Annotated in this window: 29 protein-coding genes; 3 read left to right on the top strand and 26 right to left on the bottom strand. The window is 57.3% G+C overall.

Features of this window, described 5'->3' with window-relative positions; all coding sequences use genetic code 11:
• Positions 1-75 precede the first annotated feature (75 nt).
• From AC2FJE_RS00555 to AC2FJE_RS00545, 3 genes are all read left to right on the top strand, one after another.
• Positions 76-2,118: an ASKHA domain-containing protein gene (locus tag AC2FJE_RS00555; protein WP_496754104.1), complete on the top strand. Its 2,043-nt coding sequence runs from the start codon at positions 76-78 to the stop codon at positions 2,116-2,118.
• Positions 2,119-2,143: 25 nt separating this feature from the next.
• Positions 2,144-3,001 carry a class I SAM-dependent methyltransferase gene (locus tag AC2FJE_RS00550; RefSeq protein WP_496760415.1) on the top strand — a complete coding sequence of 286 codons (858 nt, stop codon included), beginning with the start codon at positions 2,144-2,146 and terminating at the stop codon, positions 2,999-3,001.
• A gap of 272 nt (positions 3,002-3,273) precedes the next feature.
• On the top strand, positions 3,274-3,633 hold the full coding sequence (locus AC2FJE_RS00545; protein WP_496760413.1) for a hypothetical protein: 360 nt from the start codon (positions 3,274-3,276) through the stop codon (positions 3,631-3,633).
• Positions 3,634-3,665: 32 nt separating this feature from the next.
• On the opposite strand, the gene AC2FJE_RS00540 is transcribed toward AC2FJE_RS00545, so the two are convergent.
• From AC2FJE_RS00540 to AC2FJE_RS00415, 26 genes are all read right to left on the bottom strand, one after another.
• Positions 3,666-3,941 (bottom strand): hypothetical protein, encoded by a 276-nt coding sequence (locus AC2FJE_RS00540; protein WP_496760410.1) that lies wholly within the window; start codon positions 3,939-3,941, stop codon positions 3,666-3,668.
• Positions 3,942-4,178: a ParB/Srx family N-terminal domain-containing protein gene (locus AC2FJE_RS00535; protein WP_496760406.1), complete on the bottom strand. Its 237-nt coding sequence runs from the start codon at positions 4,176-4,178 to the stop codon at positions 3,942-3,944.
• Positions 4,168-6,327 (bottom strand): phage tail tape measure protein, encoded by a 2,160-nt coding sequence (locus tag AC2FJE_RS00530; protein ID WP_496760405.1) that lies wholly within the window; start codon positions 6,325-6,327, stop codon positions 4,168-4,170. The genes AC2FJE_RS00535 and AC2FJE_RS00530 overlap by 11 nt, the downstream gene beginning before the upstream one ends.
• Positions 6,327-6,599, bottom strand: a complete 273-nt coding sequence (locus AC2FJE_RS00525) for a hypothetical protein (RefSeq protein WP_496760403.1) — start codon at positions 6,597-6,599, stop codon at positions 6,327-6,329. Before AC2FJE_RS00525 ends, AC2FJE_RS00530 begins: the two co-directional genes overlap by 1 nt.
• Positions 6,596-6,799, bottom strand: a complete 204-nt coding sequence (locus AC2FJE_RS00520) for a hypothetical protein (protein ID WP_496760401.1) — start codon at positions 6,797-6,799, stop codon at positions 6,596-6,598. The genes AC2FJE_RS00525 and AC2FJE_RS00520 overlap by 4 nt, the downstream gene beginning before the upstream one ends.
• The gene (locus AC2FJE_RS00515) at positions 6,792-7,013 is read right to left on the bottom strand and encodes a hypothetical protein (RefSeq protein ID WP_496760399.1); all 222 of its coding nucleotides are present in this window, start codon (positions 7,011-7,013) and stop codon (positions 6,792-6,794) included. Before AC2FJE_RS00515 ends, AC2FJE_RS00520 begins: the two co-directional genes overlap by 8 nt.
• Positions 7,010-7,225, bottom strand: coding sequence for a hypothetical protein (locus AC2FJE_RS00510; RefSeq protein ID WP_496760397.1), 216 nt, complete (start codon positions 7,223-7,225; stop codon positions 7,010-7,012). The genes AC2FJE_RS00515 and AC2FJE_RS00510 overlap by 4 nt, the downstream gene beginning before the upstream one ends.
• Positions 7,212-7,853, bottom strand: coding sequence for a hypothetical protein (locus AC2FJE_RS00505; RefSeq protein ID WP_496760395.1), 642 nt, complete (start codon positions 7,851-7,853; stop codon positions 7,212-7,214). The genes AC2FJE_RS00510 and AC2FJE_RS00505 overlap by 14 nt, the downstream gene beginning before the upstream one ends.
• Positions 7,850-8,461, bottom strand: a complete 612-nt coding sequence (locus tag AC2FJE_RS00500) for a hypothetical protein (RefSeq protein WP_496760393.1) — start codon at positions 8,459-8,461, stop codon at positions 7,850-7,852. Before AC2FJE_RS00500 ends, AC2FJE_RS00505 begins: the two co-directional genes overlap by 4 nt.
• Entirely contained in the window at positions 8,458-8,811 is a 354-nt protein-coding gene (locus tag AC2FJE_RS00495; RefSeq protein ID WP_496760391.1) for a hypothetical protein, read from the bottom strand. The genes AC2FJE_RS00500 and AC2FJE_RS00495 overlap by 4 nt, the downstream gene beginning before the upstream one ends.
• Positions 8,808-9,623 (bottom strand): hypothetical protein, encoded by an 816-nt coding sequence (locus AC2FJE_RS00490; RefSeq protein WP_496760389.1) that lies wholly within the window; start codon positions 9,621-9,623, stop codon positions 8,808-8,810. The genes AC2FJE_RS00495 and AC2FJE_RS00490 overlap by 4 nt, the downstream gene beginning before the upstream one ends.
• 75 nt (positions 9,624-9,698) lie before the next feature.
• Positions 9,699-9,932, bottom strand: coding sequence for a hypothetical protein (locus tag AC2FJE_RS00485; protein ID WP_496760387.1), 234 nt, complete (start codon positions 9,930-9,932; stop codon positions 9,699-9,701).
• A gap of 160 nt (positions 9,933-10,092) precedes the next feature.
• Positions 10,093-10,239, bottom strand: a complete 147-nt coding sequence (locus AC2FJE_RS00480) for a hypothetical protein (protein ID WP_496760383.1) — start codon at positions 10,237-10,239, stop codon at positions 10,093-10,095.
• On the bottom strand, positions 10,239-10,655 hold the full coding sequence (locus tag AC2FJE_RS00475) for a hypothetical protein (protein ID WP_496760381.1): 417 nt from the start codon (positions 10,653-10,655) through the stop codon (positions 10,239-10,241). The genes AC2FJE_RS00480 and AC2FJE_RS00475 overlap by 1 nt, the downstream gene beginning before the upstream one ends.
• Positions 10,652-12,295, bottom strand: a complete 1,644-nt coding sequence (locus tag AC2FJE_RS00470; protein WP_496760379.1) for a terminase TerL endonuclease subunit — start codon at positions 12,293-12,295, stop codon at positions 10,652-10,654. The genes AC2FJE_RS00475 and AC2FJE_RS00470 overlap by 4 nt, the downstream gene beginning before the upstream one ends.
• A complete protein-coding gene (locus AC2FJE_RS00465) occupies positions 12,295-12,675 on the bottom strand; it encodes a hypothetical protein (RefSeq protein ID WP_496760377.1) in 381 nt (126 codons plus the stop codon). The genes AC2FJE_RS00470 and AC2FJE_RS00465 overlap by 1 nt, the downstream gene beginning before the upstream one ends.
• A 90-nt stretch (positions 12,676-12,765) precedes the next feature.
• The gene (locus tag AC2FJE_RS00460; protein WP_496760375.1) at positions 12,766-12,987 is read right to left on the bottom strand and encodes a hypothetical protein; all 222 of its coding nucleotides are present in this window, start codon (positions 12,985-12,987) and stop codon (positions 12,766-12,768) included.
• Positions 12,988-13,172: 185 nt separating this feature from the next.
• On the bottom strand, positions 13,173-15,905 hold the full coding sequence (locus tag AC2FJE_RS00455) for a phage/plasmid primase, P4 family (protein ID WP_496760373.1): 2,733 nt from the start codon (positions 15,903-15,905) through the stop codon (positions 13,173-13,175).
• A 66-nt stretch (positions 15,906-15,971) separates the two neighbouring features.
• Entirely contained in the window at positions 15,972-16,181 is a 210-nt protein-coding gene (locus tag AC2FJE_RS00450; protein WP_496760371.1) for a hypothetical protein, read from the bottom strand.
• Positions 16,178-16,471 carry a hypothetical protein gene (locus AC2FJE_RS00445; RefSeq protein ID WP_496760369.1) on the bottom strand — a complete coding sequence of 98 codons (294 nt, stop codon included), beginning with the start codon at positions 16,469-16,471 and terminating at the stop codon, positions 16,178-16,180. The genes AC2FJE_RS00450 and AC2FJE_RS00445 overlap by 4 nt, the downstream gene beginning before the upstream one ends.
• Positions 16,471-16,773: a hypothetical protein gene (locus AC2FJE_RS00440; protein ID WP_496760367.1), complete on the bottom strand. Its 303-nt coding sequence runs from the start codon at positions 16,771-16,773 to the stop codon at positions 16,471-16,473. Before AC2FJE_RS00440 ends, AC2FJE_RS00445 begins: the two co-directional genes overlap by 1 nt.
• Positions 16,774-16,857: 84 nt before the next feature.
• On the bottom strand, positions 16,858-17,322 hold the full coding sequence (locus AC2FJE_RS00435; protein ID WP_496760364.1) for a hypothetical protein: 465 nt from the start codon (positions 17,320-17,322) through the stop codon (positions 16,858-16,860).
• Positions 17,319-18,383 carry a tyrosine-type recombinase/integrase gene (locus tag AC2FJE_RS00430; RefSeq protein ID WP_496760362.1) on the bottom strand — a complete coding sequence of 355 codons (1,065 nt, stop codon included), beginning with the start codon at positions 18,381-18,383 and terminating at the stop codon, positions 17,319-17,321. Before AC2FJE_RS00430 ends, AC2FJE_RS00435 begins: the two co-directional genes overlap by 4 nt.
• A gap of 588 nt (positions 18,384-18,971) precedes the next feature.
• Positions 18,972-20,033 (bottom strand): methyltetrahydrofolate cobalamin methyltransferase, encoded by a 1,062-nt coding sequence (locus tag AC2FJE_RS00425; protein WP_496760360.1) that lies wholly within the window; start codon positions 20,031-20,033, stop codon positions 18,972-18,974.
• Between the two features lie 9 nt (positions 20,034-20,042).
• Entirely contained in the window at positions 20,043-20,969 is a 927-nt protein-coding gene (locus AC2FJE_RS00420) for a methylenetetrahydrofolate reductase (protein ID WP_058271695.1), read from the bottom strand.
• Between the two features lie 26 nt (positions 20,970-20,995).
• Complete coding sequence (locus AC2FJE_RS00415) at positions 20,996-21,292, bottom strand: virulence factor (protein WP_472723809.1); 297 nt, start codon at positions 21,290-21,292, stop codon at positions 20,996-20,998.
• Positions 21,293-21,482: the final 190 nt, after the last annotated feature.

Genomic DNA, 21,482 nt, shown 5'->3' with positions numbered 1-21,482 from the left:
CTGAATGGCCTTTCCCTTTGCGCACAAACCCATATCTTGCCGGGCATACGTGCGAATACAAAAGGCAGGCCAAAAATGACCACCGACCCCCTTGTTGTCTTTACTCCGTCAGGCAAACGCGGGCACTTCCCCGTGGGTACCCCGGTTCTGACCGCTGCACGGCAGTTGGGTGTGGATCTGGATTCGGTCTGCGGCGGCCGTGGGATATGTTCGAAATGTCAGATCACGCCCAGCTATGGCGAGTTTCCTAAACACGGCGTAACCGCATCCGAGAACGCGCTGAGCGAATGGAACGCGGTCGAACAGCGTTACGATGACAAACGCGGCTTGAAATCGGGCCGTCGTCTGGGCTGTCAGGCGACAGTTCAGGGCGACATCGTGATCGATGTCCCACCCGAAAGCCAGGTTCACCGTCAAGTTGTTCGCAAGGCCGCCACCGCGCGGGCCATTACGATGGACCCGGCAACCCGGCTGTATTTCGTAGTGGTAGAAGAGCCCGACATGCATTCGCCAACAGGCGATCTGGAACGGCTGGAACGCGCGCTGCGCGAGCAGTGGAACATTGACGCCATCACCGCCGATCTTTCGCTGATGTCCAAGCTGCAGCCCGTCCTGCGCAAGGGCAAATGGGAGGTCACTGTCGCCCTCCACAAAGGCCACAAGGATGAAGCGGCGCGCGTGGTCGAAATCTGGCCCGGATTGCATGAACATGGGCTTTATGGTCTGGCCATCGACCTTGGCTCGACCACAATCGCAGCTCACCTGACCGATATGGAGACCGGCGAGGTCAAAGCGTCCTCGGGCCTGATGAATCCGCAGATCCGCTTTGGCGAAGACCTTATGAGCCGCGTTTCATACTCGATGATGAACCCCGGCGGTGATCAGGAGATGACCAAAGCCGTGCGTGAGGCGATCAACGATTTGACCACCTCAATTTCTGAGGAAGCCGGGATTAGTTCCGAGCTGATCGTGGAAACCGTTTTTGTCTGTAACCCGGTGATGCACCATCTGCTGCTGGGTCTGGACCCGGTTGAGTTGGGTCAGGCCCCCTTTGCCTTGGCAACCTCGGAAAGCATGTCCCTGCCTGCGCGTGAGATGGACCTGACAAATATGAACCCGCGCGCGCAGGTCTACATCTTGCCGTGCATTGCGGGCCACGTCGGCGCCGACTGCGCCGCGGTGGCACTGTCGGAGGAACCGGGAAAGTCCGAAGACCTTGTGCTTATCGTGGACGTGGGCACCAACGCTGAAATCCTGCTGGGCAATACCAGCCGAGTCTTGGCGTGTTCCTCACCTACCGGCCCGGCATTCGAAGGCGCGCAGATCAGTTCCGGCCAGCGTGCCGCGCCCGGGGCGATTGAGCGCATCGAAATCGACCCTGTCACCAAGGAACCGCGCTTTCGCGTGATCGGGTCCGAAAAATGGTCCGACGAGGAAGGCTTTGATCAGGAGATTGCCACAAGCGGCATCACCGGCATCTGCGGCTCGGGCATTATCGAAGCGGTCGCCGAAATGCGCGTCGCCGGATTGCTGGACGAAAGCGGCTTGATCGGGTCTGCAGACCAGACCGGCACGCCTCGTTGTGTACCCGAAGGTCGCACCCACGCCTATCTGATCCACGACGCCAGCGCCGAGGGCGGTCCGCGCATCACGGTCACGCAGGGCGATATCCGCGCCATCCAACTGGCCAAATCCGCGCTCTATGCCGGTGCACGCCTGTTGATGGATGAAATGAACGTCGACACGGTGGATCGCGTTGTGCTGGCCGGGGCGTTCGGCGCGCATATTTCGACCAAGCACGCGATGGTTCTGGGTATGATCCCCGATGCGCCCTTGAACAAAGTCTCAAGTGCAGGCAACGCGGCTGGCACCGGTGCGCGGATTGCCTTGTGCAACATTGGTGCCCGGTCCGAGATTGAGCGTGTCGTGCGTGAGATCACCAAGGTCGAAACGGCCATTGAGCCGAAATTTCAGGACCATTTCGTTGCCGCCAATGCCATCCCGCACAAGACGGATCCGTTCCCGGAATTGTCGCAAGTGGTCACTCTGCCCTCGCCCTCCTTCAATGCCGGTGGTGGAGAAGAAGGCTCTGGTCGCAGACGGCGCAGGCGGTCATAGTCACCCCTGACATAAGGGAGGCGACATGCAGATCGCAAACGAGGAACAGGCGGAATATTGGGGGAAATCCCCGTCTGGAGCAAAATGGCTGACCTATGAGGACCAGCTGGATCAACTGATGGCCCCGGTCCTTGATCTGGTGCTAGAACGTGCCGGATTAAAACCCGGCATGCGTGTTCTGGATATCGGCTGTGGTACGGGTGCAAGCGCGATCGCCGCCGCACATTCCGTGGGGCCAGAAGGCCACGTTCTGGCTGCAGATGTCTCGCAGCCATTTCTGGACCGCGCATCGGCACGGGCATCCGATGCCGGATCGCAAAACATCACCTTCCAGTTCGCCGACGCCCAGACCTACGCCTTTGAAGCAGCGGACCGAGACACCATGATCTCGCGATTTGGGGTCATGTTTTTTGAGGATACGGTTGCCGCCTTTACCAACATGACCCGCGCGCTAAAGCCCGGCGGCACGATGACCTTTGCCGCCTGGGGGCCATTGCCCGGAAACCCATGGTTCAGAATGCCCCATATCGCGGCCTCGGAACGGCTGGGCACGCCGCCCAAGGTCGACCGGAATGCACCGGGCCCCTTGGCGTTTCATGATCGTGAGCGTGTTACCGGGTTGCTGAAAAAGGCAGGTCTAAGCAATGTTCGCGCGGATTCTTTTAATCTGATGTTGCACTTTCAAGGCTCTTTGCTGGATTGCGCCGCCTTGTGTACCCGCGTTGGCCCCGCCGCCCGTGTTATTACCCATTTCGACGGTAAATCCGATGACGTGACTGCGATCCAACACGCCGTCGCCGAAGCGTTTCACCCCTTTGCCAAAAATGGTGCGGTGCACATCCCGGCTGATATCAACCTATTTCAGGCGCGTCGCCCGGAGTAAATGACCACAGACGCACCCATGCCCAAAGCGCTGATTTCTAAGCTTTTCCGATGACAAATTGAGTTCTGGAGCGGGTAGCGGGAATCGAACCCGCGCGTTCAGCTTGGGAAGCTGTACGGAAAGCTTATCATTTCCCTTGTTTTTATGGCTCTGTCGCAAATTTGTTCAAACTTTTGTTCAAAAGTAACTGTCACGAACAGGGACGAACAGGGATTGAACGTGGTTGATTAGTGATCTAGCGTTGATCAATCACAAACAGCCAGAGTGTGAAAATGAACAAACGAATTGACCTAGATCGTAAGATTGCCGCCGCTCGTGATGCCTACATGCAGACCATCGGACAGACCGCCATCATGGAAAAAATGGATGATGTGCCCTCCGAACTCTTGCGTGAATTCTTGCAGGATCTACGCGAAACCTCGCAGAACTTAGTAGGTTATCAGGCACAAATGATCATGGACCTACAGACACCCAAGCGGCGCGTCATGGGCATGACATATGCGGACGTTGCCAAGGCGGTGGAATGGATCAAACAGGACACCGGAAAAGACGCCCCGTCGCAACGCGACATTGCCGACCACCTCGGCATCTCGCAAAGCCGGGTCAATCAATTGATCAAGTCGGGGGGGTAAGTGACGGCGGTCATTCAGATAGTGGCGTCACCCTAGACACCCCCTGAATTCGACCGGATTTGCATATCGGCGCGGGCATCCATCCGCTGCAAAAGCACCATCACACGGGTTACACGCATGCGTTCCGGCGTTCCGATGTGGTTGCGCAAGCGGCTGCACAGGCTGCGGAAAGTCGGGTCGCCGGTGTCGCGTTCCATTGCTGTCAAAACGCACATGGCGTCGGCGATCATAGATTGGTTGCCGCCCTGGATATGTGACAAGTTGGCCCTGAGAATAACGGTTTCATCCCGTACACGGTCCCATTCCATTCATTCACCCCCCGTTATCGGCACATCCGCCACGTTCAGCATGCGGGCCAACAGTGCCCGGTGATGGCCATCCCGGACCGCATACAGCCCGTCAGGCCGGGTGTTTACCTCTACCGGGTCGCACAGGTCGTCGCGCCACCCTTGCGCTACCATGCGCATCAGTTTCGGGCCGCTGATCGTCTGACTACTGGCGGTCAGGTAAAGCATGGTCGGCGGCACTCGCATGTTATCGGCCACGGCTCATCCCATAGGTTCTTTCGAGGCTAGCGGAGAATTTTGTGCCCCCGGCGGCCACGTCGCTGGATAGTGCGTTTCTTACGTCCTCAATCGTCAAATTCGTGACGCCGTTCGGCCCTTCCTCGGCCCGCACAACAGCGCTTGAATTGTTTATGATGTTGATCACCGGCGCGACGGCCTGGATGCCCAAGTCGCCCGAGCCGTTGCGCCGTAGGGGCACAATGGCCTCCGGACCGGCTTCACCCATAAGGCCGGCGCCCTGTGCAAATGGGAACACGGTCGGCGTGTTGACCACACCGCCACGGGCGAAGGCTTGCAGCTTGCCGCCATCAAACACACCACCAGATCCGAACGTGATGCCGCCGGTTGGCAGGGATAGCTTTTGCAGAATAGCCAGGCTAATCAGCTTTGCGGCCACCTTGCCCAATTCGGACACGATGCTTGCCGCCATGGACTTAAAGGCGGCACTTGTGGATTTGGTCTTATCGACCACGGCATCCATGGCGCCTTGCAGGGTGTTGTCGAAACCGATGTGTGCGGCCTCGGTGAAACGCTCCACCGCCGTTTTGGTTTCTTCGATGGCCTCTTTGTTCTTTTCCATGGTCTTGGCGATGCCACCACCACCGCCGGTGCTGCCTTCTAACGCGCCGTCCATGTCCTCTAAATCTTTGGTCAGTTGTTTTAGCAGTTCGGAAGTTTCTTCGCCTTCGGCCCGTAGCCGTTCCATTTCGGTGCGGTATGCGGTCCACAGATCAGCGGCACGAATGGCCGCTGCGGATTGGCTGGCAAATGCCCCATTGATCCGGTCGGCCATGTTGTCCGCCGCGCCGCTTGCCGTGTCCATGGGTTCAATCAGGTTCGTTCTGAGATTTGCCCCAAACGTGAACAGATCGCCCAAGGCTTCGCGACCGATGCCCAAGCGGGTGGTCAGGAATGAACTACTAAGCACCTTGGCGGTTTCACGGGCGAAGGTGCCGAATTCGGTCCTTAGATAATTCAGCACGTCGATAATCGCATTGGCTACTTGGTCGAAAATCGCGGCCACGCCCTGAATGAGTGGGGCCAACGCTTCCAAGATGCTGCCACGTAACGCATGCCAACGGGCAACCACGTCGCTCAACATCGCGGGCAAGGCGGTTTGGAAATAGATTTTCACCTTATCCCAATTCACAATTATGGCCGTGGCCGCCGCCGCTGCGGCTACCAGCACCAGCCCAAACGGATTGGTGGCCATGGCGACCGTTACAGCCCTGATAGCGGTCCGGATGGCAAGCAATGCGGGCGGCACCAGAATTAGCGCCTTGACGGCGTTCTGTGCGTGCGTGGGCAGCTTTTGGAAATCGGCGATAAAGTCGCGCACATTGTCGGCACCGCGTTGCAGCCGTTCGGCCAAATTCAGGAACACGTCGGCAAGCTGGACCATCACGGGCAGCAAGCGGGCGCGGGCGATGTTCTGCAACCGGGTCAGCCTGTCGTTCAAGTCCTCGGCGGCCTGTAACGTGTTGCGGCTGATGATCAGCCCAAGGCGTTCGGCCTCTTTCGTCATTTCCGCGAGTCCGTCGGACCCGGCGCCTAGGAAATTCAACATTCCGGCGCCTGATCGTCCGAATGCGTCCATGGCGGCGGCTGTTCGTTCCGCCCCTTCCGGTATGGTTTGCAGCCCGTCGGCGAAGTCGGCCAGCAAGTCCTCTGTTGATCGGATATCGCCCCCGGCGGTTCTCAGGGAAATGCCCATGCGGGATAGGGTTTGCCCGAACCGGGTATTTCCAGACGCGGCTTGCACGACGCCCTGTTGAAACCGCTGGATTGACGTTTCCAATTTCTTTTGTTCGACACCGGCCAGAGACGCGCCGTAGGTGTAGGCTTGGAACGCATCGGTTCCCAAACCAAGCGCCGTTGCGGACTTGGCGATACCGTCGGCGAAGTCCAACGCCTGTTTCACCTGTTGAACGCTGAAAATGGTGGTTAGGGCGAACATGGCGGTGCGGGCAATGCGGGCCAAGCCCTGCATCTGTCCGCTCATTTGCCGCAATGATCGTGCCGAGCGTTCCGCGTTCCGGTTCAGTTTGTCGACCGATGTTTGAAATTTTTGCAGCGCCGCGTCGCCCACGACGCCGACGCGAATGGTGTAGCGATCCGTGATGGCCATTATGTTTCCTTCCCTTGGAATAATTGCTGCGTCATGCGCGGCTTGCGCCATAAGCGGCGGTAGTATCGGAACACGACCGCAGAACCTGGCCCTAGGTTTGTCACCGTGCCCTCGTCGTTCTGGATGCCGTCCGCATACCGCACCGAACAATCGACCCAAGGCGGTAAGGATCGACGCACCGCGTTAATGCGGCTGGCATCGCCACCGGGGCAAATGATCACCACCCGATCTAGCCGGGACAGGTGCAGGATATGGGCCAACGCGCGGATCATTTCACACTCCGCATGCGTTCCAGTTCCTTTTTCGCCGCTTCCGGCCCGTGCATTTCGTAAGTGTGGATCAACGCATGAGTGGCGGTGATAACCTCGTGCAGATCGTGGGCGGACGGGTCGCTGTCGGTCATGTACCGCACCAGTTCAGACGCCCACCTGTGGCGGGTTGGTTGCTTGCGGCTGATCAGCTTTTTAAGCATTGGCTATTTTCCGGCCGCGTTTGATCGTCCGCATCAGTTTTGTTCTGACTTGCGTCGCTGATTGCCCGGTCAGGACCGATAGCTGATTAACGGATTTTTCTAAAACCTGTTCCGGATCTCCGGGCGGCACCGTGTATCCAGGCGGGGGTTGCTTTTCGTTCAGAGCGAACACGCATGCGACCGCATCGGACCACGGTTTTTCGATTAGGTTCATTGCGGTTTCCCCCCAACTTTGATCATGTCCGGGTCAATGCCGATCAATTCACAGCTACCGTTTATTTCGGCCTCAACGTCCGCCAGCAGCGCCACAAGCCGGGCCGATGGTGCCCTGTTGCGTTTGGCCATAAGTCGCAGAACGTCGTCCCTTAGCGCCGCGACTTCGGCGGCGTGAACCATGAGTTGATAGGCGCCCTTATCCGCCCACATCGCGGGCATCCGATAGCTGCACCACTTCGGCGGGCGCGGCCTCGATCAGCGGTGTATTTGTCAGGCTGTCGACCATGTTTGCCAAACTGTCCGGATCGTTCATCAGCATGGGCAACAGTTGCGCCATGTCCTGTGCCATCCCATCGGTGCAAAACAGGTCGCGCAGTTCGCCGCCCTGGATGGTCACTTGCGCTTTGTCCCGGTAGGCGTCCAGCTTGGATTTCGCGTAGGCCAACAGCTTGTCGCGGTGGCGTATTGCCCAGCAGGTCCAGACAATACTTTCGCGCACAATGTCGCCGGTCAGTTCTTCGCCTAGCGCCTTCCAATCATATTCGCCAACCCGTCCACCGGTTCCCAACACCAACATCAGGCCCGGCGCGTTACGCAAACACTCGGCATCGCTTTTATGGTCGATTTCAAACACCCATGAGACGGCACAGCCCGCAACCGTGATCGGCACTTGGCCCGATTTCATTTGTTCCGGCCCATGCGATTCAATTGTCAGGCCCACGCATTGCGCCCATTCTTCGCCGGGCATTGCCATGATGCGCACTAGGGCTGCACCCTCATTCGCATAACCCACAGCGTGGCCGAGTTCGTGCAAAAGCAACAACAGATCATCAGTCATTTGCGTTTTTTCCCCATACGGGCCGCAACCGGCATTTTGTCCAAGATCTTGCCGTCAACGGGCGGGTCGATAAGATCGCTTAGACGTTTTGAGGCCACCCGGACCGCCGCCTGTGCCGCTGTGCGTGGCACATAATCGGAAAGGCTCAACGGGTCACAATGGGCGTTGCTGTGGTCGCGGATCGCCTTAGAAAAGGCTTCGAACCCGCTAGGGCGCAATCTGTCCTCTAGGTGTTTGGCGGCCAGACAGACTTTCATCTGCATTTCACTCGGCCCGGTAAAGGCGGTGAACAGTTTCACATCAGCCGGGCTTAGATCACCCATCGCCACCAACGTGTCCGTGTCTCCCTTTCGGATGGCTTTAATCCAATCGCCGTCGGTTTTCACAATCGGTGTCAGCGATGCCAATTGCGCAATTTTCACCTGCACATCGCTCTCAACATCGGGCGGGGTTTGCAGCGCACATTCGCCGCCTTCACCGTCCGCCGAGACGTACAGGGTGGAACTTTCATATTGCTGTTTGGTCAGGCCCAACGCGACCGCCGCCGCCGCTTCACCAAGCGCATGCCGCGCCTCGTGCCGACTGAACTTTTGTGCAAGGCCGGTCATAGCGTCACCCACTCAGGCAAACGCCCCTTTACGGTCCGCGCCTTTTTGTAACGCTGGTGATCTACCAACGTCTGAATGGCGTTCATCTTGGCGCCGCGCAGCATGCCCGCCGACCCGGCGATGATCTTTGCCCCGGATACCTGATCAATGCGGCTATCAACGGCGGTTACATCCTCGCGCGTCTGTTGGCGTTCTTCGCGTAGCAGTTCCCCGGCAGCGTTCAAAATCGCATCGTCCGCGCCCGCCAGTTTCACCAGCAGATTGACCAACCCGGCGGTGTTGATGCTGTTGCGGTCAGAGTTCCAAACCTGCGCCGTGACCTGTTCTTTGGTCAGTGCAAAACCGTTCATCGTGCGGCCCCCCAAATGTCAGAGATACGTTTGCGAATGGCGGCGGTACGCTGCCCGCGCTTTTGCGCCTTGATTTTAAGATCTGTGGATTTACTGCGCATTTTGGCGATGCGGATTTGGCTTTGCAGATCCTGGCCAGGATCTATGTAATCCGGATTTTTCTCCACCGTCTTGGTGATTTCGCCGGACACGTCGCGTTGAAACCTGATGGTTTCCTTGGTCTGCCGGTAGTCGATCAGCTTAACGTCGTCGCGCATTTCCGGGGGCAGTTCGTATGCCTCATACAAATATTCAATCTGTTCGGGATCTTCGCAATGCAGGATCGCATCGGCGGTCGCTTCCATGCAAAACGCATCCATCTTGACATACCGTTCACCAAGCGCACTTGCCGCCTTGGCGTAGCTGTCGGCAACCTCGGCCAGTTCATCGGCCAATTCGGCCTGTTGGTTTCCCAGATCATACGACGGGTCAATATCGCCCACCGACTTGGCCAGTGCCTCGATTTCAAAACAAGTTTCTAGGGCATCGCTGCGGTCGTGGTTAACGTGGATGCCTTTGAGCGCATCCGACATACTGAGAAACGCAACGGCCTGTTCGTCACACGCCTTTTTGAGTGTGCCGATTGTCTCAAGCGCTTTGTGCAGTTCGTCCACATCCGCCACAGGATCTGGGGATTTATCCAAATGACGGACCACAGATTTGGCGTCGCGTAGAATGTTCCGGCTGATGGTAAGCGGTGCGCGGGGGTTCATTTCCAGTTCTGCGCCGGAAAGTTCCACGACGGGTGGTCTGATCGACCGAGTTGCGAGCATAACGATTTCCTCCGAGTAAACGGCCAATGTGGCCGCGCTATCGTTGAGTTATCATTGCTGCTAATCGAATAGTAATCAACAGACCTCTTTTAACCACTGTTCCCAACCCTGATCGCCGTGCTTGCGCATCTGGAAACAGGCGGCGGCAATCAGGTTGATCGGATCGGCCCCAAATGGCCGGTTGCGGGCGTCGATGCAGAACAGAACGTCGGCCAAAACCCGATCATCCATAAACTCGACCTCTGTTGGTCGGGCATTCACTAGGGCAATCCAGCCGTCGACGGTCGGGCGCGGCGCATTCGGATTCATCGCTTGCTTGCCTCGGTCGATTCAAAAAACGTCGACCAGTGAACCCAGGCCGGTGCGTGAAACGCTCCACCAGCGATGTAAACTTGTTCTGTGCGGGGGTGGTACGTCATGGACGTGTTTGCGGCCTGTGCCGCCCGTTTTACGTACTCCCTGCGCATTTTCACGATGGCTGCTTGGTCGTTTTTTGTGGTGTTGGCCATTTCAATACCGCTTTCATCTGTTCTGCGATGTGTTTTCCGCCGAGTTTTTCCAGCCGGTCGGACAGTATTCGGAAGTCCTCGCCCGCATCCGCGATCATGTCGGGCATCAGCTTTTCAGGTTGGCTTTGATCCATTCGAATAACTTCCCTTTCATCTCGGCCCGCGTCTTGGCGCTGTGGTGATGGTGGCAAAGGGTCACAAACGGGCCGTTCCAAAATCGAGTTCGCCAATCCTTTGCCGTCACGGTCTGCAATCCCAAAGCGGCGATCACATACTTGGCGTGGTCGTCATTGTGGCCGCAAAGGTGGTCGACCTGATTGCCGGGCGCATGACAGATCACGCAATTGGGTTGTTCGCGCCGGTGTTGGGCGCGGATCTGTCGCCAACGCTTGGTGTTATACATTTCGCGCCGCTCGCGGGCATCGGGACTTACCAGACCATCCGAGTCCTTGGCGGTGGCAAGGGGGATAGCAAACCCCGCCGCCTTAACCCGGCCATTGGCTATCGGTATGCGGCGGTTCATCCAATCAGCCCACCCACGTCAAACGTTTTTGGCCGTCGCAGGATCAACGTCGACGCGGCATCCAGCAGCCCGGCAACCGGGTCGATCTTGGCCATAGATGACACCTTGTCGATTTCGGTGCAGTTGTTGCGTTCGATGGCGATGCAATTGCCGAACGACCACGCCAACATTCGGTTTGCGTCGATCACAATGCGGCGTTCCTCGGCCCGGCGTTCAAGGGTTTTCACGGCAGGGTTCAGGCGGAAAGCGCTTTGACCGATGCCCAATATTTCTTTCTGATCGTCCACGGCTTCCGACAACACGAACCCGGCGGCTTCCAAGGCTTCCACCAATTGCAAAGCGCCCGCCGGATCGACGCCAATTGCATGCAGCTTACCGGCGTCGCGCACACGCTCGCACAGCTTTACGATTTCCGGCAGGTCAGATCCTGGCCGGACGATCTTAAGGGTTCCATCGTCCACGAAATCCAACAGCGCCGATTGATATTCTTCGTTCTCGTCAATTGCTTTTTGGGTGCAGTACGCCGTCGCCGTCGCCAACCATTGATCGTCGGCGGTTACGCCCAAGATGCCGACGCCGGTTAAGTCGCCCAAACCGCCAAGATCCACGCCTATGGCGACGCGCTCAGATCGGCGGATAACCTCGGCGATGGTTAGGCCCGGCTTTGACAGATCCGTAAAGGCTTGCGCCAAGAACCAGCTTTCAACGGTGGTATCGACACCGACCTCAACGTTGAAAAACTGCGATCTGGTGATAGCGGCCCGCGATGGTCCTAGGCGGATCGCCTCGGCGCAGGTGCTTTCATAGAATGGTTGGTCGCCTACATGCGGGAACGACGGCAGCAACATCGGCCACAGTTCCGGGTGGTCCAGCGGGTCGGGCATGTCCTGCCAAGGCTCCCACATAACCGGCAGGAAAGTTTCGTCCGTAACCGTGCCGTCGCGAATTGCGCGGGCGTGGGTCAGCATGTCCGCGAAAATGCCGCGTGGGGGCGCGTCCGATTGCGTCGTGACATAGATCACCTTGCAATCCGGATCGACCGCCAGTGCGCCGCGTACCTGCGCCCTGATCTTGGTTCCGGCCTTGCTCGCACCCATCAAATGGACCTCATCCAGCAAAACGGTGCCGCGCAAGCCGGTGATCGTTTCAAGGCTGAATGATTTCACGGTCAGGGTCGCGCCGGTGCGCAAATTGGTGATGGTTTTTAGATGATCCTGCACCCGACAAATTTCGGTCAGGGTCGGGTCCGCCTCGATTGCGCCGGTCAGCAGCGAATAAACAAGATCTGAAATGCCGATGCTTGGCGACACGATGGTGAACGACGCCTTGGGCCGTTTGTTGATCAGGAAGGCCGCGAAAAATGCCAAGCCGAACAGCGCCGATTTGCCCTGTTTTTTTGGCACCATAAAAAAACCTTCGCGAATGGTCGTTCCGCCGAACACGGCCCTAACGCAAACGTCCACCCAATCAATGTTGGGAAGTTGGCCCAAGGCGGGCTTGCCGATCATGTCGGACAGGCGCAGGTTCTTAAATGCTTTGGAAATCAGGTCAGCGGCGGCGGTGTTGATCGGTAAGGCGGGCAGATTTGCCGGGATCTCGCGGCGCTGTAATTTTTGCTGCCAATCCAAACACGCTGTCATCAGTTCAAAACTTCCGCCCAAACGCCATCATTGGTGCCGATCAACTTTGCCTGTTCGGCGGCGGCCTGTTTCATTTTCTTGGATGATCTAACGGTTGGTGTTGCTCGCAACAGGGTCAACGTCGACCGGAAAGATGCGAACGCCCGTTCAGCGGCGGCGGATAGATTGGCGGATGTTTTCAGATCGCCGCGTGATCCGGCTTCTAATGCCATCCGGTCGAATAGGTCGCCCCGGATCTTGCTGCGCACCGCTGCGTCGATCAGGGAACCGTCCGCAACCTGTAGGCCGCTTTGGCGCTGGACGATTTCGGCCAGATCGTTGAATAGATCGGAATAGGGCGGAATTAGATCGGTCGGGGTAGGTAAAAGAGCCTGACTCATTTTCAAAATCCCTCGTTGATTCCCCTGTGCGGTGCCAATCCCCAACGTTCAAAAGTTCGACCCGTCCCCCCCGGACCTCAGCCCGCCACCCTACACCCGACCACGTGCAATTGCGGACGAACGGTCGCGCAGTTCGCAAGCTGTTGTTCTTAGCTTTGCGGCATCGTCACGCAACGGTCCGATCTGCTTTAGATGTGACGCACTGTCCAGCGCATCGACAATGTTCTGAATGTCCATCGCGATCTGATTGAACGAACGCGATGCGCGGTTAGCTGCACTAGCTGTGCCTGATCTGATGCTGGTTGGTTGCATGGGGGTATTGTTCGATCAGTTTTTGAACATGTCAATGATTAGTATTTGATCGGCTTGGACCGTTTGGACCGTTTTTTACATTATAGACGTTCTCGTGTGTATGTGTGTGTGTATTTATCGCGCACCCGTCCGCACACACACCCGAACGTGTTAAACATATGAAACGGTCCAAACGGTCCACGCGATTATTCCGGCAAAATTATCGGATTTATCGTTACGCCGATGAACCCGCGCGGACGCGATCCATCCGGCATCCGCAACCGGTCAACATCAAAAAAACGTTCCTGCATGTCTTTCTTGATTGTGATCGACGGCAACACCCGCAAACCCTCATCCACACGCCAGCGGTTATAATCCGCCGCGAATTCTTTCAACGGTGCGAACAGCGCCCGGTCTGTCAGATCAACCGTGCATCGGTCCTTGAGATACTGCCCTAAGAAGTCCTCAGAGTTCATGTATTCCGCCGATGCTTCGGTGACTTTCGCCGGGGCGGCCAATCCGTACTGTTGCCATGCAACGCATCCGTCGATTGCCCACCGTAAGATTGCGGGCCATTCGGCCTTTAGCTTTTCGCCAAGGTACGGGTCGCGCTCATGCGGTGCGATGTATTCCGTAAACGGCACCAGCAACAGGCGATCCCGTATCGCCTGATCAACGCTGCGCAATGCTGGTTTAGAGTTCCCGGCAATCACCAACAGGAATTCGGGCGTAAAATTGAAATAGTCTTGCCGCATGAATTGCGCACTGATCGTGTCGCCGCCGGTAACGTCCTTAATCAGTGTTTCGTTCCAGACGGCCTTTTTCGGCAACTCACCACCCATCACAAACCGCGCATCGTGCAACCCGGCCAGGTTGGATGAATGCTGCACGGCTTTGACTTCGATAAACGTGTTGCTTGGCGCCTTTTGCGCATAGTCGCCCATAATGCCCATCATGGCGTTCAGATAGACGCCTTTCCCGTTGCGGCCTGATCCATGCAGGAACGCAAACTTGTGTTCAATCGTCAGGCCGGTAAGAGCGTAACCAAACAGCCGTTGCAAAAAGGCGATCATTTCGCCGTCGCCCGCCATCGCCCGATCAAGGAAGGCTAACCAGATCGGTGCCTTGGTTCCGGGTTCCGCTGGACCAACGGCGGTTGTTCTGGTGATCAGGTCCGCCGGGTTTGATTGGTATAGCTGCCCGGTTCGCAAATCCACGGTGCCGGTCGGCGTTCCGATTTTCATGGGGTCCGTGTTCAGATCGTCCACTGTGACCGCCACACCATCGTTCGATTGCATCAGCAAATGAATCGACGCCACCATTCCGGATGATTTCAAATCTTTCTGGGTCCGCCGCAACCACTTTTCCAGCGAGTCCCTACCCTGTTGATCCGTGATCGAGGCTTGTTGATCTAGTACCCATTCTTCCAGCCGTTCCGCCTTGGATCGCAGGAAACGCCGCACATAGGTGAAAGCCTGTTTACGTTCATCCACAGCCCAAAAACTGCCGTTCCAGAATAGGAACTTTCCTGAATTGGTCAGGAACCTAGCGCCGTCGTTCCAACCCATCGTTCCGAGTTCGACCGCCAAACCGTCGTGCGACATATCGGGCCGCATGTAGGCACCTTGAATTTGCTCGCCTGTAATGGGTTGCGCTGCCGTTGCGAACATCGGACCCCCGGCGGCCTCAAAAACGGCCTGAACGCGGGCCTGTGTTGGTGCCAGACGCCATGTGCCGCCACCATGGGCCATGGAATTGATCATGGGTGGTTTGCCCGGCCCGTTATCGTACACCTTGGCTTTACCGCGCCCATCGTCCGGGTCGACCGGATCAGCCAATGTCTTGCCGCTGTAAAATTCGATATTGTCGACCACTTCACCCACTGTTTTCTGACCAATCGCCGGGTCGTCAAAATGCAGGATGAAATCGGTTGTGAGTTCGCCGCCGTCCGCGCGGGCCATTTGTTCTTTGATGGCTTCGGCTGATTGGCCCGTCCGTTCCGCTTCGGCATGTGCGAACAAATCCCTGACACCATCGGCGGCGGGCTGTGTGGCCTGTTTCGACGCCAACACCAAGGCGCCATATTGCGCCCGTTCTGCGCCCGTCAGGTCCGGAATCGCGGTGCGTGTGTCAATCGGCTGGCCAGTTCCTGGATAGACCACAGCGCCACGTCTGCCCACGTCCTGCACAAGCGGCGGCTGCACGGTCGGTGCGCCTTCGAAAATCAGCCGTTCGGGCTTACCAACGGATGCGTCGATTATTGACCGTTCCAGCAGCGCCCCACGACGCCCCACCATGTGCCATCCATACCCCATAAGGGTCATGCGCTCATGTAGTGCCTTAATGGCCCGTGGTACGTCGCGCATGTCCGCGACCGGCGCGTAAATGTGGAACCCGCCACTGTCTGCGTATGTTTCGCCGGTTTGGCTGTTGCTCAGGCCCGACGATGTGCTGTTGCGGAATACAAATCCGCTTTGCAACAGGCCGGGGATTGCCGCGACGATAATATCCGCCGGGTTCTGTGTTCCAATCCGTTCACGTACCGCGTCGCTCATTCCGTTCCGGTCGAAGTCGATCAGCATGAACCCCGCAACACCCTGTTCAAAGCTGAAATATTCCTGCGTCCGCGCGATGTAATTTGTTCCCGGCGGCATCGTCGCAAGCACCTTGCTTGTGCGGACGGGCCAAACCCGTTGGCCGGTCGGATCATTTGTCACGGTGCCAAGCGCTAGCGCCTCATTCGGTTGCATGTTGGTGATGATGGTTGCCAAACCGTCCATTGATCCGACTTGGATTGTGCGGGCGGTGCCTTCAATCAGCGTGTATTTCCCGCCGTCTTTTTTTGGCTTGCCGCCGCCGTTGATGAAAATGGATTTGGACAATGGGCCTTTGTCGCTGGTTAGTATCGTCAACGCAAAATCCGTGTTACTATTTGGCATTCCTGTGAAGCCTTCTTTTCTCGGTTTCTCATGTTCCGCCCCCGGCCCGCACTGGCCGGGGGTTTTTTAGTCGGCCCAATATTTGACCAAATCGAAATCGGTCAGCGCCTCGACATTGATTTCCATTCCGACCGCAGCGTGACGCCGGATGCGGACGCCGGGTTCCACCTGCCGAATGACGATATAGCCGGGCGGTTCATCCAACAGGATGGCAGGACGAATGCGGAATTGGCGGCGGGGGTTCTCTGCGAACCAATCGCGGTCGGTCAGTGTCACGCCGTCACCATGGGTTTGATAATCGAAACGGCCCGGTCGACTTCCAAAACCGTTAGTTCGGGCAGGTCGCGCAAGATGCTTTCCAGCAAACCGGCATCGTGGGCGATAAAGGCCCGCACAATTTCCAAGGTTTGTTTTTCCACTTCGGTCAGGTTGGATTCAACTACGGAAAGTTCGATTTCCGCGTCCTCTATGGCCTGAAACATCGTTTCCAAGTCCGCAGCCTGTTTCGGCTGTGTGGACAGGTGATATTGAAGGCGGTCGTAAGCGTTTCCGGTTTCGTTATCCATCACGCGGCCACCTGCGTTTTGGTTTTCATCCAAGCAAGGAACGCATCGGTTTCAACGAATTGTTTGCGGCCAATGTGGATCACGGGCGGAAAGCCCGGTTCTTTCGGCAGGTCGTATGTGACATTCCGACCGGTTCCCAGAACAACGCGCAGATCGTCGGGAAAACTCAGGATTGGTTTTTTCAGGATTGTGGCGATAGCCTCATGACGGCGCATGTGGCCGGTCAGCTTGTGCGCCTCGGCCTGAACGGCAACCTTTACGGCATCGTTCAGACTTTCGGTTAGTGCGTCTAAGTCGATCATTACAGACATCCTCTGATTCGTTTGGATGCCTATCTATTTGTCTCAAAAAATTGGCCGATGCCAAATGCTAACGGCCAACGATTTTTACAGCAGGTCGCTAGGTATATGTTTTCTAAGCGTTCTTTTTGACCGTGCCTTGATGCCATTGGCCCGCAAAATGGCGTTTACAGCTTGGCCCAGGGTGTCCGCCGCTTGCAATCGCGACTTCAATTGCAGCCCGTGATCCGCCGCCGCCTGTCGGATTGCGGCCTCTATGGCCTCGGCTTCACCCGTCCAGCGCCGTGCCCCTGCCCGTGCCGCCTTGGCCGCGTTCTCTAGGGCGGTGCGGCATTGGTCGCGGCGTTGCCAGTAATCCGGCACGCTACTGCCCACCTGTGGCGGCGCACCTTCAAACCCGCCCACGACCCTGGCCCAACCGCGCCGCAGCATTTCCGTATCAACATCAGCCTCAGTTATCGGCCTGTCGGTGATCACGGGAACGCCCGTGGCGGCGGGCAATGTGCTTTCCAGTTCTGCTAGGCGGGCCAATGCGGCCTTCGGGTCGGTCAAAGTATCTGACCTTCCAGAGCGGTGAACGCTTCGGCCTGTAGATCCGCGATCACATGACCATAGGTCTTTTGGATCATTTCGGGGCTGGTGCCACAGTGTGCCGCGACGGCAAAGATGGGAACATTGGCATACAGCGCCACCGTGATAAATCCATGGCGCAGCGCATAGGCCGTCACACCATCCGCCACCAGAGTGTCCGGCAGGTTGGCCCACCGCTTCAAATACTGATCGGCTGAATAGTTGAACACGCTCGCGCCGCGCTTGGCGATCCGTTCCTCAAGCACCTTGGCCACGCCCGGCGTCAACGTGATGGTGCGGGTTCCCGTCTTGCCGGTCAGGGTCAGCGCCCGGCCTGTCAGCGCCTCAGACCGCAAGCGGCGCAGTTCACCCGGACGCGCACCGGTCAGCCACAGGCAGCGGACGAAATCATGAAAGTCGGGGTCTGTGTTGTGCAGGTGGTTCAGGATCGCGTCCACCTGTGGCTTGGTCAGGATAGCGGCCCGATCACCCGCGCCTTTCCTCGGCTCTTTCAGCTTGCCCAATTTCTGCCATTCGCCGTCGATGGCGTAGGCATTCAGCGCCGCGTGTAGGGTGCCGCGTATCTTGTTGACGGTGGCAACACCGCGATCATCCGTCACCAGCTTGTTGCGCCAATCGGTCAGCAGTCGCACCGACGTGGATGCAATCGCCTTGCTGCGGATCGCGTCCATCAGTTTCAGGTGTGATTTGATGGTGGCCATCCCGCGCTTATCCTTGGTCAACGCGCAGGTGGATTCGTAGGCGTCCAAGGCGTCGCCAAATGTGCGCAGCGAGTCCGGTGTTTCCGCCTCTGGCCTGTCGTCCATGTCGCGGACCATTGCCGCCACCTGATCAAATGTCAGGCTTTCCAGCGGGCCAAATTTCTTATCGGGTCGACCGGGAACACGACCGCCCCACGTCGTGCCCGTCTTACCCACGCGCAACAGCACATAACGCTTGCTGCCCAACGGGTGCGAATAATAGCTTGTGCGGACCGGCAGCGCATCGCGTTTGGCCGCGTCGGTTAGGTCAATCTTTGCCATCGGCGTTCGTCCTCATTTGTTCGATTTGTTCATTTTCTTGTTCAAAAACGTATCTAGGACGAACTAATACGAAACACAAGCCGAACCGGGACAAACCGGGTTAAACCCCTTATTTATATGGCTGAAACACACCCCCGAACACCCCCTTAATTTGTTCAATTTTAAGCTTGGGAAGCTGACAGGCTACCATTACATCATACCCGCCGCGTTTTTCACCGATATCACCAGAGGCTTATCGACTTCAAGAACCCATCATCGGAAAAGCGGCACCGCCTTGTTCCGTCCTGACACACCCCAACCTTCGAACAGGTCAAAGCACCTGGCTCCGTGAAATAGAAATATCTTCTGCCTCAACGCCAGTTGCGCTTGCAGATCGACCAGCTCCTCGAAATACTCTTTTTTCCCGAACGCTTGCTTAAGTCAGCGTCTGCCTGTGTTGGGCGATGATGTTGGCTCATCTTCGTACGTGACGACTATCGCGATATCGCCACTAATCTAGCGATCTTGTCAGGTTCCGGCGGCGATCAGCACCAATACGAAAAAAGGCCGGACACATGGTCCGGCCTTTTTTCTCTAGAAGTGATTGGATCATGCGCGACGACGACGCCCGCCACCACGACGGCCACCAACAGCGCCCGCTGCGCCGGCCTCTTCCGGGGATTTGTTGAACCGAATCCACTCGCCACCATGCGGGTCATTATTGGTCAGCAGATTGGCGGCACGGATGGCTTCCATTTCCTTACCCGCGCGCGGTTTGGTCGAACCCAGACCGAACAGCTGACAGAAAGTTTCGTCATCCATGTTTGCAGGCAGAATGATCCCCTTGGCTTCGACCTCGGCCTTTTTCTCGGCCAACTTTTTGGGACCCACAGGCAGCGCCACCGGGTTCATGATTGCCGACGTCATGCCTGCGCCCATTGCCATCGGCAGGAACGCATTGTTGATGCCGTGGCGGTTTGGCAGACCAAAGGACACGTTCGAAGCACCACAAGTGGTGTTTACGCCCAGTTCTTCGCGCAGGCGACGGACCAGCGCAAAGACCTGCTGACCAGCGGTTGCCATCGCGCCGATGGGCATCACCAGCGGGTCAACGACGATGTCATGCGCCGGAATACCGAAATCGGCGGCCCGTTCAACAATCTTCTTGGCCACTTCGAAGCGCACATCGGGATCTTCGGAAATACCGGTGTCATCGTTCGAGATCGCAACAACCGGCACATTGTATTTTTTGACCAGTGGCAGAACAAGTTCCAGACGATCCTCTTCGCCGGTGACCGAGTTCAGCAACGGGCGGCCCTCGGCAGCTTCAAGACCAGCTTCCAGAGCGCCAGGAACAGACGAGTCGACACATAGCGGAACGTCAACCAGACCCTGCACCAGCTCGACGATCTTGCGCATCAGTGGTGGTTCGGTCTCGTTCGGGTTGGGGTTCGAGTTGTAGACAACGCCCGCGTTGATATCCAGAACGGTGGCACCTGCTGCGACCTGAGCGATGGCGTCTTTCTCAACGGTCGAGAAATCGCCCGCCTCCAGTTCCGCGGCCAGTTTCTTGCGGCCGGTCGGGTTGATCCGCTCACCGATCACGCAGAACGGTTCGTCAAATCCCAGGACGGCTGTTTTTGTTTTTGATTCTACGACTGTACGGGTCATGTCCGTTCCTTAAGCGTTTACAGGCTTTGCCGAAGCGCCGCCGTTATTGATCGCCCAGTTGGCGTTGGTCTTGATGCCGCCAAGAGGGAAGAAGTGTACGTTGGTGATGTTGAAATCCGGGTTGGCCGCCTTGTGGTTGGCCAGTTCAGTCACAACATCGGTCGGCTCATAAGGCAGCAACAGCTTGGAGACATCCATGGCGCGCTTCTGCAGAACTTTCAGCGATGGGCCAACGCCGCATGCAATAGCGAATTTGATCAGGGTCTGCAGCTTTGCCGGACCTGCGATACCGATGTGGATCGGCAAGTCGATACCCGCTTCTTTCAGGCTGTCGGCCCATGCGATGATCGGCTTGGCGTCAAAGGCAAACTGGGTTGCCAGCGCCATTTCGGCATCGGTAGTTTCGTTGAATTTCTGCTTCCAACGCAGCGCGTCGTCAACATTTTTAGTCGAGCCATCCGGGTCAATGTCTTTGTTGCCCTCGGGATGGCCCGCGACGTGCAGACGCTTAAAGCCCGCCTTGTCGAACAGACCGGTTTCCAGCAGCTGCATCGAGCTGTCGAAATCACCATGCGGAGTCGTGACACCACCGGCTAGCAGCAGCGCCTGATCAACGCCTGCCTCGCCCTGATACATCGAGATCCAGTTTTCCAAAGTCGCCGCATCCTTGATGATCCGCGCAGGGAAGTGCGGCATCACCGGGTAACCTTCGTCAGCGATCCGCTTGGCGGTCTTGACCATGTCCTCGATCGGAGTGCCTTCGATATGGGCAATGTACACACGCGTGCCTTCGGGCAGCAACGCGCGGAAATCTTCGACCTTTTCGGCGGTGCGCGGCATCACCTCGATCGAATAGCCTTGCAAAAAGGCTTCGACGGTCGGGTTTACAGGGCCGTTTTCGACCGCATCACGTTTCTTGAAGTTCAGCAAAGCCATTGCGGCCTCCCATAGATGTCTCGGGCTCATGCCCAACCGTCATTGGCGATCAGGGCTTTGATGCGGTCCTGATCGTATTCCGTTTCCAAACGCGTGGCTTCGGCCTCGGCAATGTCGGACGGGTCGCCGTCGACTGCAAAGGGGGCCGCCTTGCGCCATTCGGCCAGATAGGCATCGCTGTCCTTGGCGTTCACCTTCATGGCCGCGCGGTCGATGGCTTGTTCGAACCGTTCCTCTAATTGCCGCTTTGCGCCACGACGGCCTTTGCCGACGATGACTTGGGCGGGAATATCGCGCCAGTAAACAATGGTGACGTCAGGCATTGCGTTTGATTCCTCCTAACCAGATGGACCGGTTCTAAACGTCTATGTGGGGGCAAGTCGGTCGGTTTTCGACACACGGCGCATTTCCAGCGACGTTTTTGCCCGCGATGGGATACCGCGGTTGTAACGAAGACTGAACCAAACGCGCATATCAAAATTCTCATCACTTTAATGAGCGTCTTGCACGACG

The sequence above is a fragment of the Ruegeria sp. CDSC002 genome (assembly GCF_059610905.1).
This window is presented reverse-complemented; position numbering and strand designations above follow the sequence as displayed.

Bases quoted from the DNA above. Each gene is read 5' to 3' on its own strand.
- AC2FJE_RS00500 (WP_496760393.1), bottom strand. From the start codon at position 8,461: ATGACCGGCCTTGCACAAAAGTTCAGTCGGCACGAGGCGCGGCATGCG.
- AC2FJE_RS00505 (WP_496760395.1), bottom strand. From the start codon at position 7,853: ATGACTGATGATCTGTTGTTGCTTTTGCACGAACTCGGCCACGCTGTG.
- AC2FJE_RS00445 (WP_496760369.1), bottom strand. From the start codon at position 16,471: ATGGATAACGAAACCGGAAACGCTTACGACCGCCTTCAATATCACCTG.
- AC2FJE_RS00425 (WP_496760360.1), bottom strand. From the start codon at position 20,033: ATGACCCGTACAGTCGTAGAATCAAAAACAAAAACAGCCGTCCTGGGA.
- AC2FJE_RS00440 (WP_496760367.1), bottom strand. From the start codon at position 16,773: ATGATCGACTTAGACGCACTAACCGAAAGTCTGAACGATGCCGTAAAG.
- AC2FJE_RS00485 (WP_496760387.1), bottom strand. From the start codon at position 9,932: ATGAATCCGAATGCGCCGCGCCCGACCGTCGACGGCTGGATTGCCCTA.
- AC2FJE_RS00525 (WP_496760403.1), bottom strand. From the start codon at position 6,599: ATGATCCGCGCGTTGGCCCATATCCTGCACCTGTCCCGGCTAGATCGG.
- AC2FJE_RS00495 (WP_496760391.1), bottom strand. From the start codon at position 8,811: ATGAACGGTTTTGCACTGACCAAAGAACAGGTCACGGCGCAGGTTTGG.
- AC2FJE_RS00480 (WP_496760383.1), bottom strand. From the start codon at position 10,239: ATGCCCGACATGATCGCGGATGCGGGCGAGGACTTCCGAATACTGTCC.
- AC2FJE_RS00470 (WP_496760379.1), bottom strand. From the start codon at position 12,295: ATGACAGCGTGTTTGGATTGGCAGCAAAAATTACAGCGCCGCGAGATC.
- AC2FJE_RS00455 (WP_496760373.1), bottom strand. From the start codon at position 15,905: ATGCCAAATAGTAACACGGATTTTGCGTTGACGATACTAACCAGCGAC.
- AC2FJE_RS00420 (WP_058271695.1), bottom strand. From the start codon at position 20,969: ATGGCTTTGCTGAACTTCAAGAAACGTGATGCGGTCGAAAACGGCCCT.
- AC2FJE_RS00430 (WP_496760362.1), bottom strand. From the start codon at position 18,383: ATGGCAAAGATTGACCTAACCGACGCGGCCAAACGCGATGCGCTGCCG.
- AC2FJE_RS00465 (WP_496760377.1), bottom strand. From the start codon at position 12,675: ATGAGTCAGGCTCTTTTACCTACCCCGACCGATCTAATTCCGCCCTAT.
- AC2FJE_RS00530 (WP_496760405.1), bottom strand. From the start codon at position 6,327: ATGGCCATCACGGATCGCTACACCATTCGCGTCGGCGTCGTGGGCGAC.
- AC2FJE_RS00545 (WP_496760413.1), top strand. From the start codon at position 3,274: ATGAACAAACGAATTGACCTAGATCGTAAGATTGCCGCCGCTCGTGAT.
- AC2FJE_RS00415 (WP_472723809.1), bottom strand. From the start codon at position 21,292: ATGCCTGACGTCACCATTGTTTACTGGCGCGATATTCCCGCCCAAGTC.
- AC2FJE_RS00460 (WP_496760375.1), bottom strand. From the start codon at position 12,987: ATGCAACCAACCAGCATCAGATCAGGCACAGCTAGTGCAGCTAACCGC.
- AC2FJE_RS00515 (WP_496760399.1), bottom strand. From the start codon at position 7,013: ATGAACCTAATCGAAAAACCGTGGTCCGATGCGGTCGCATGCGTGTTC.
- AC2FJE_RS00520 (WP_496760401.1), bottom strand. From the start codon at position 6,799: ATGCTTAAAAAGCTGATCAGCCGCAAGCAACCAACCCGCCACAGGTGG.
- AC2FJE_RS00490 (WP_496760389.1), bottom strand. From the start codon at position 9,623: ATGCTCGCAACTCGGTCGATCAGACCACCCGTCGTGGAACTTTCCGGC.
- AC2FJE_RS00555 (WP_496754104.1), top strand. From the start codon at position 76: ATGACCACCGACCCCCTTGTTGTCTTTACTCCGTCAGGCAAACGCGGG.
- AC2FJE_RS00550 (WP_496760415.1), top strand. From the start codon at position 2,144: ATGCAGATCGCAAACGAGGAACAGGCGGAATATTGGGGGAAATCCCCG.
- AC2FJE_RS00540 (WP_496760410.1), bottom strand. From the start codon at position 3,941: ATGGAATGGGACCGTGTACGGGATGAAACCGTTATTCTCAGGGCCAAC.
- AC2FJE_RS00510 (WP_496760397.1), bottom strand. From the start codon at position 7,225: ATGTGGGCGGATAAGGGCGCCTATCAACTCATGGTTCACGCCGCCGAA.
- AC2FJE_RS00475 (WP_496760381.1), bottom strand. From the start codon at position 10,655: ATGAACCGCCGCATACCGATAGCCAATGGCCGGGTTAAGGCGGCGGGG.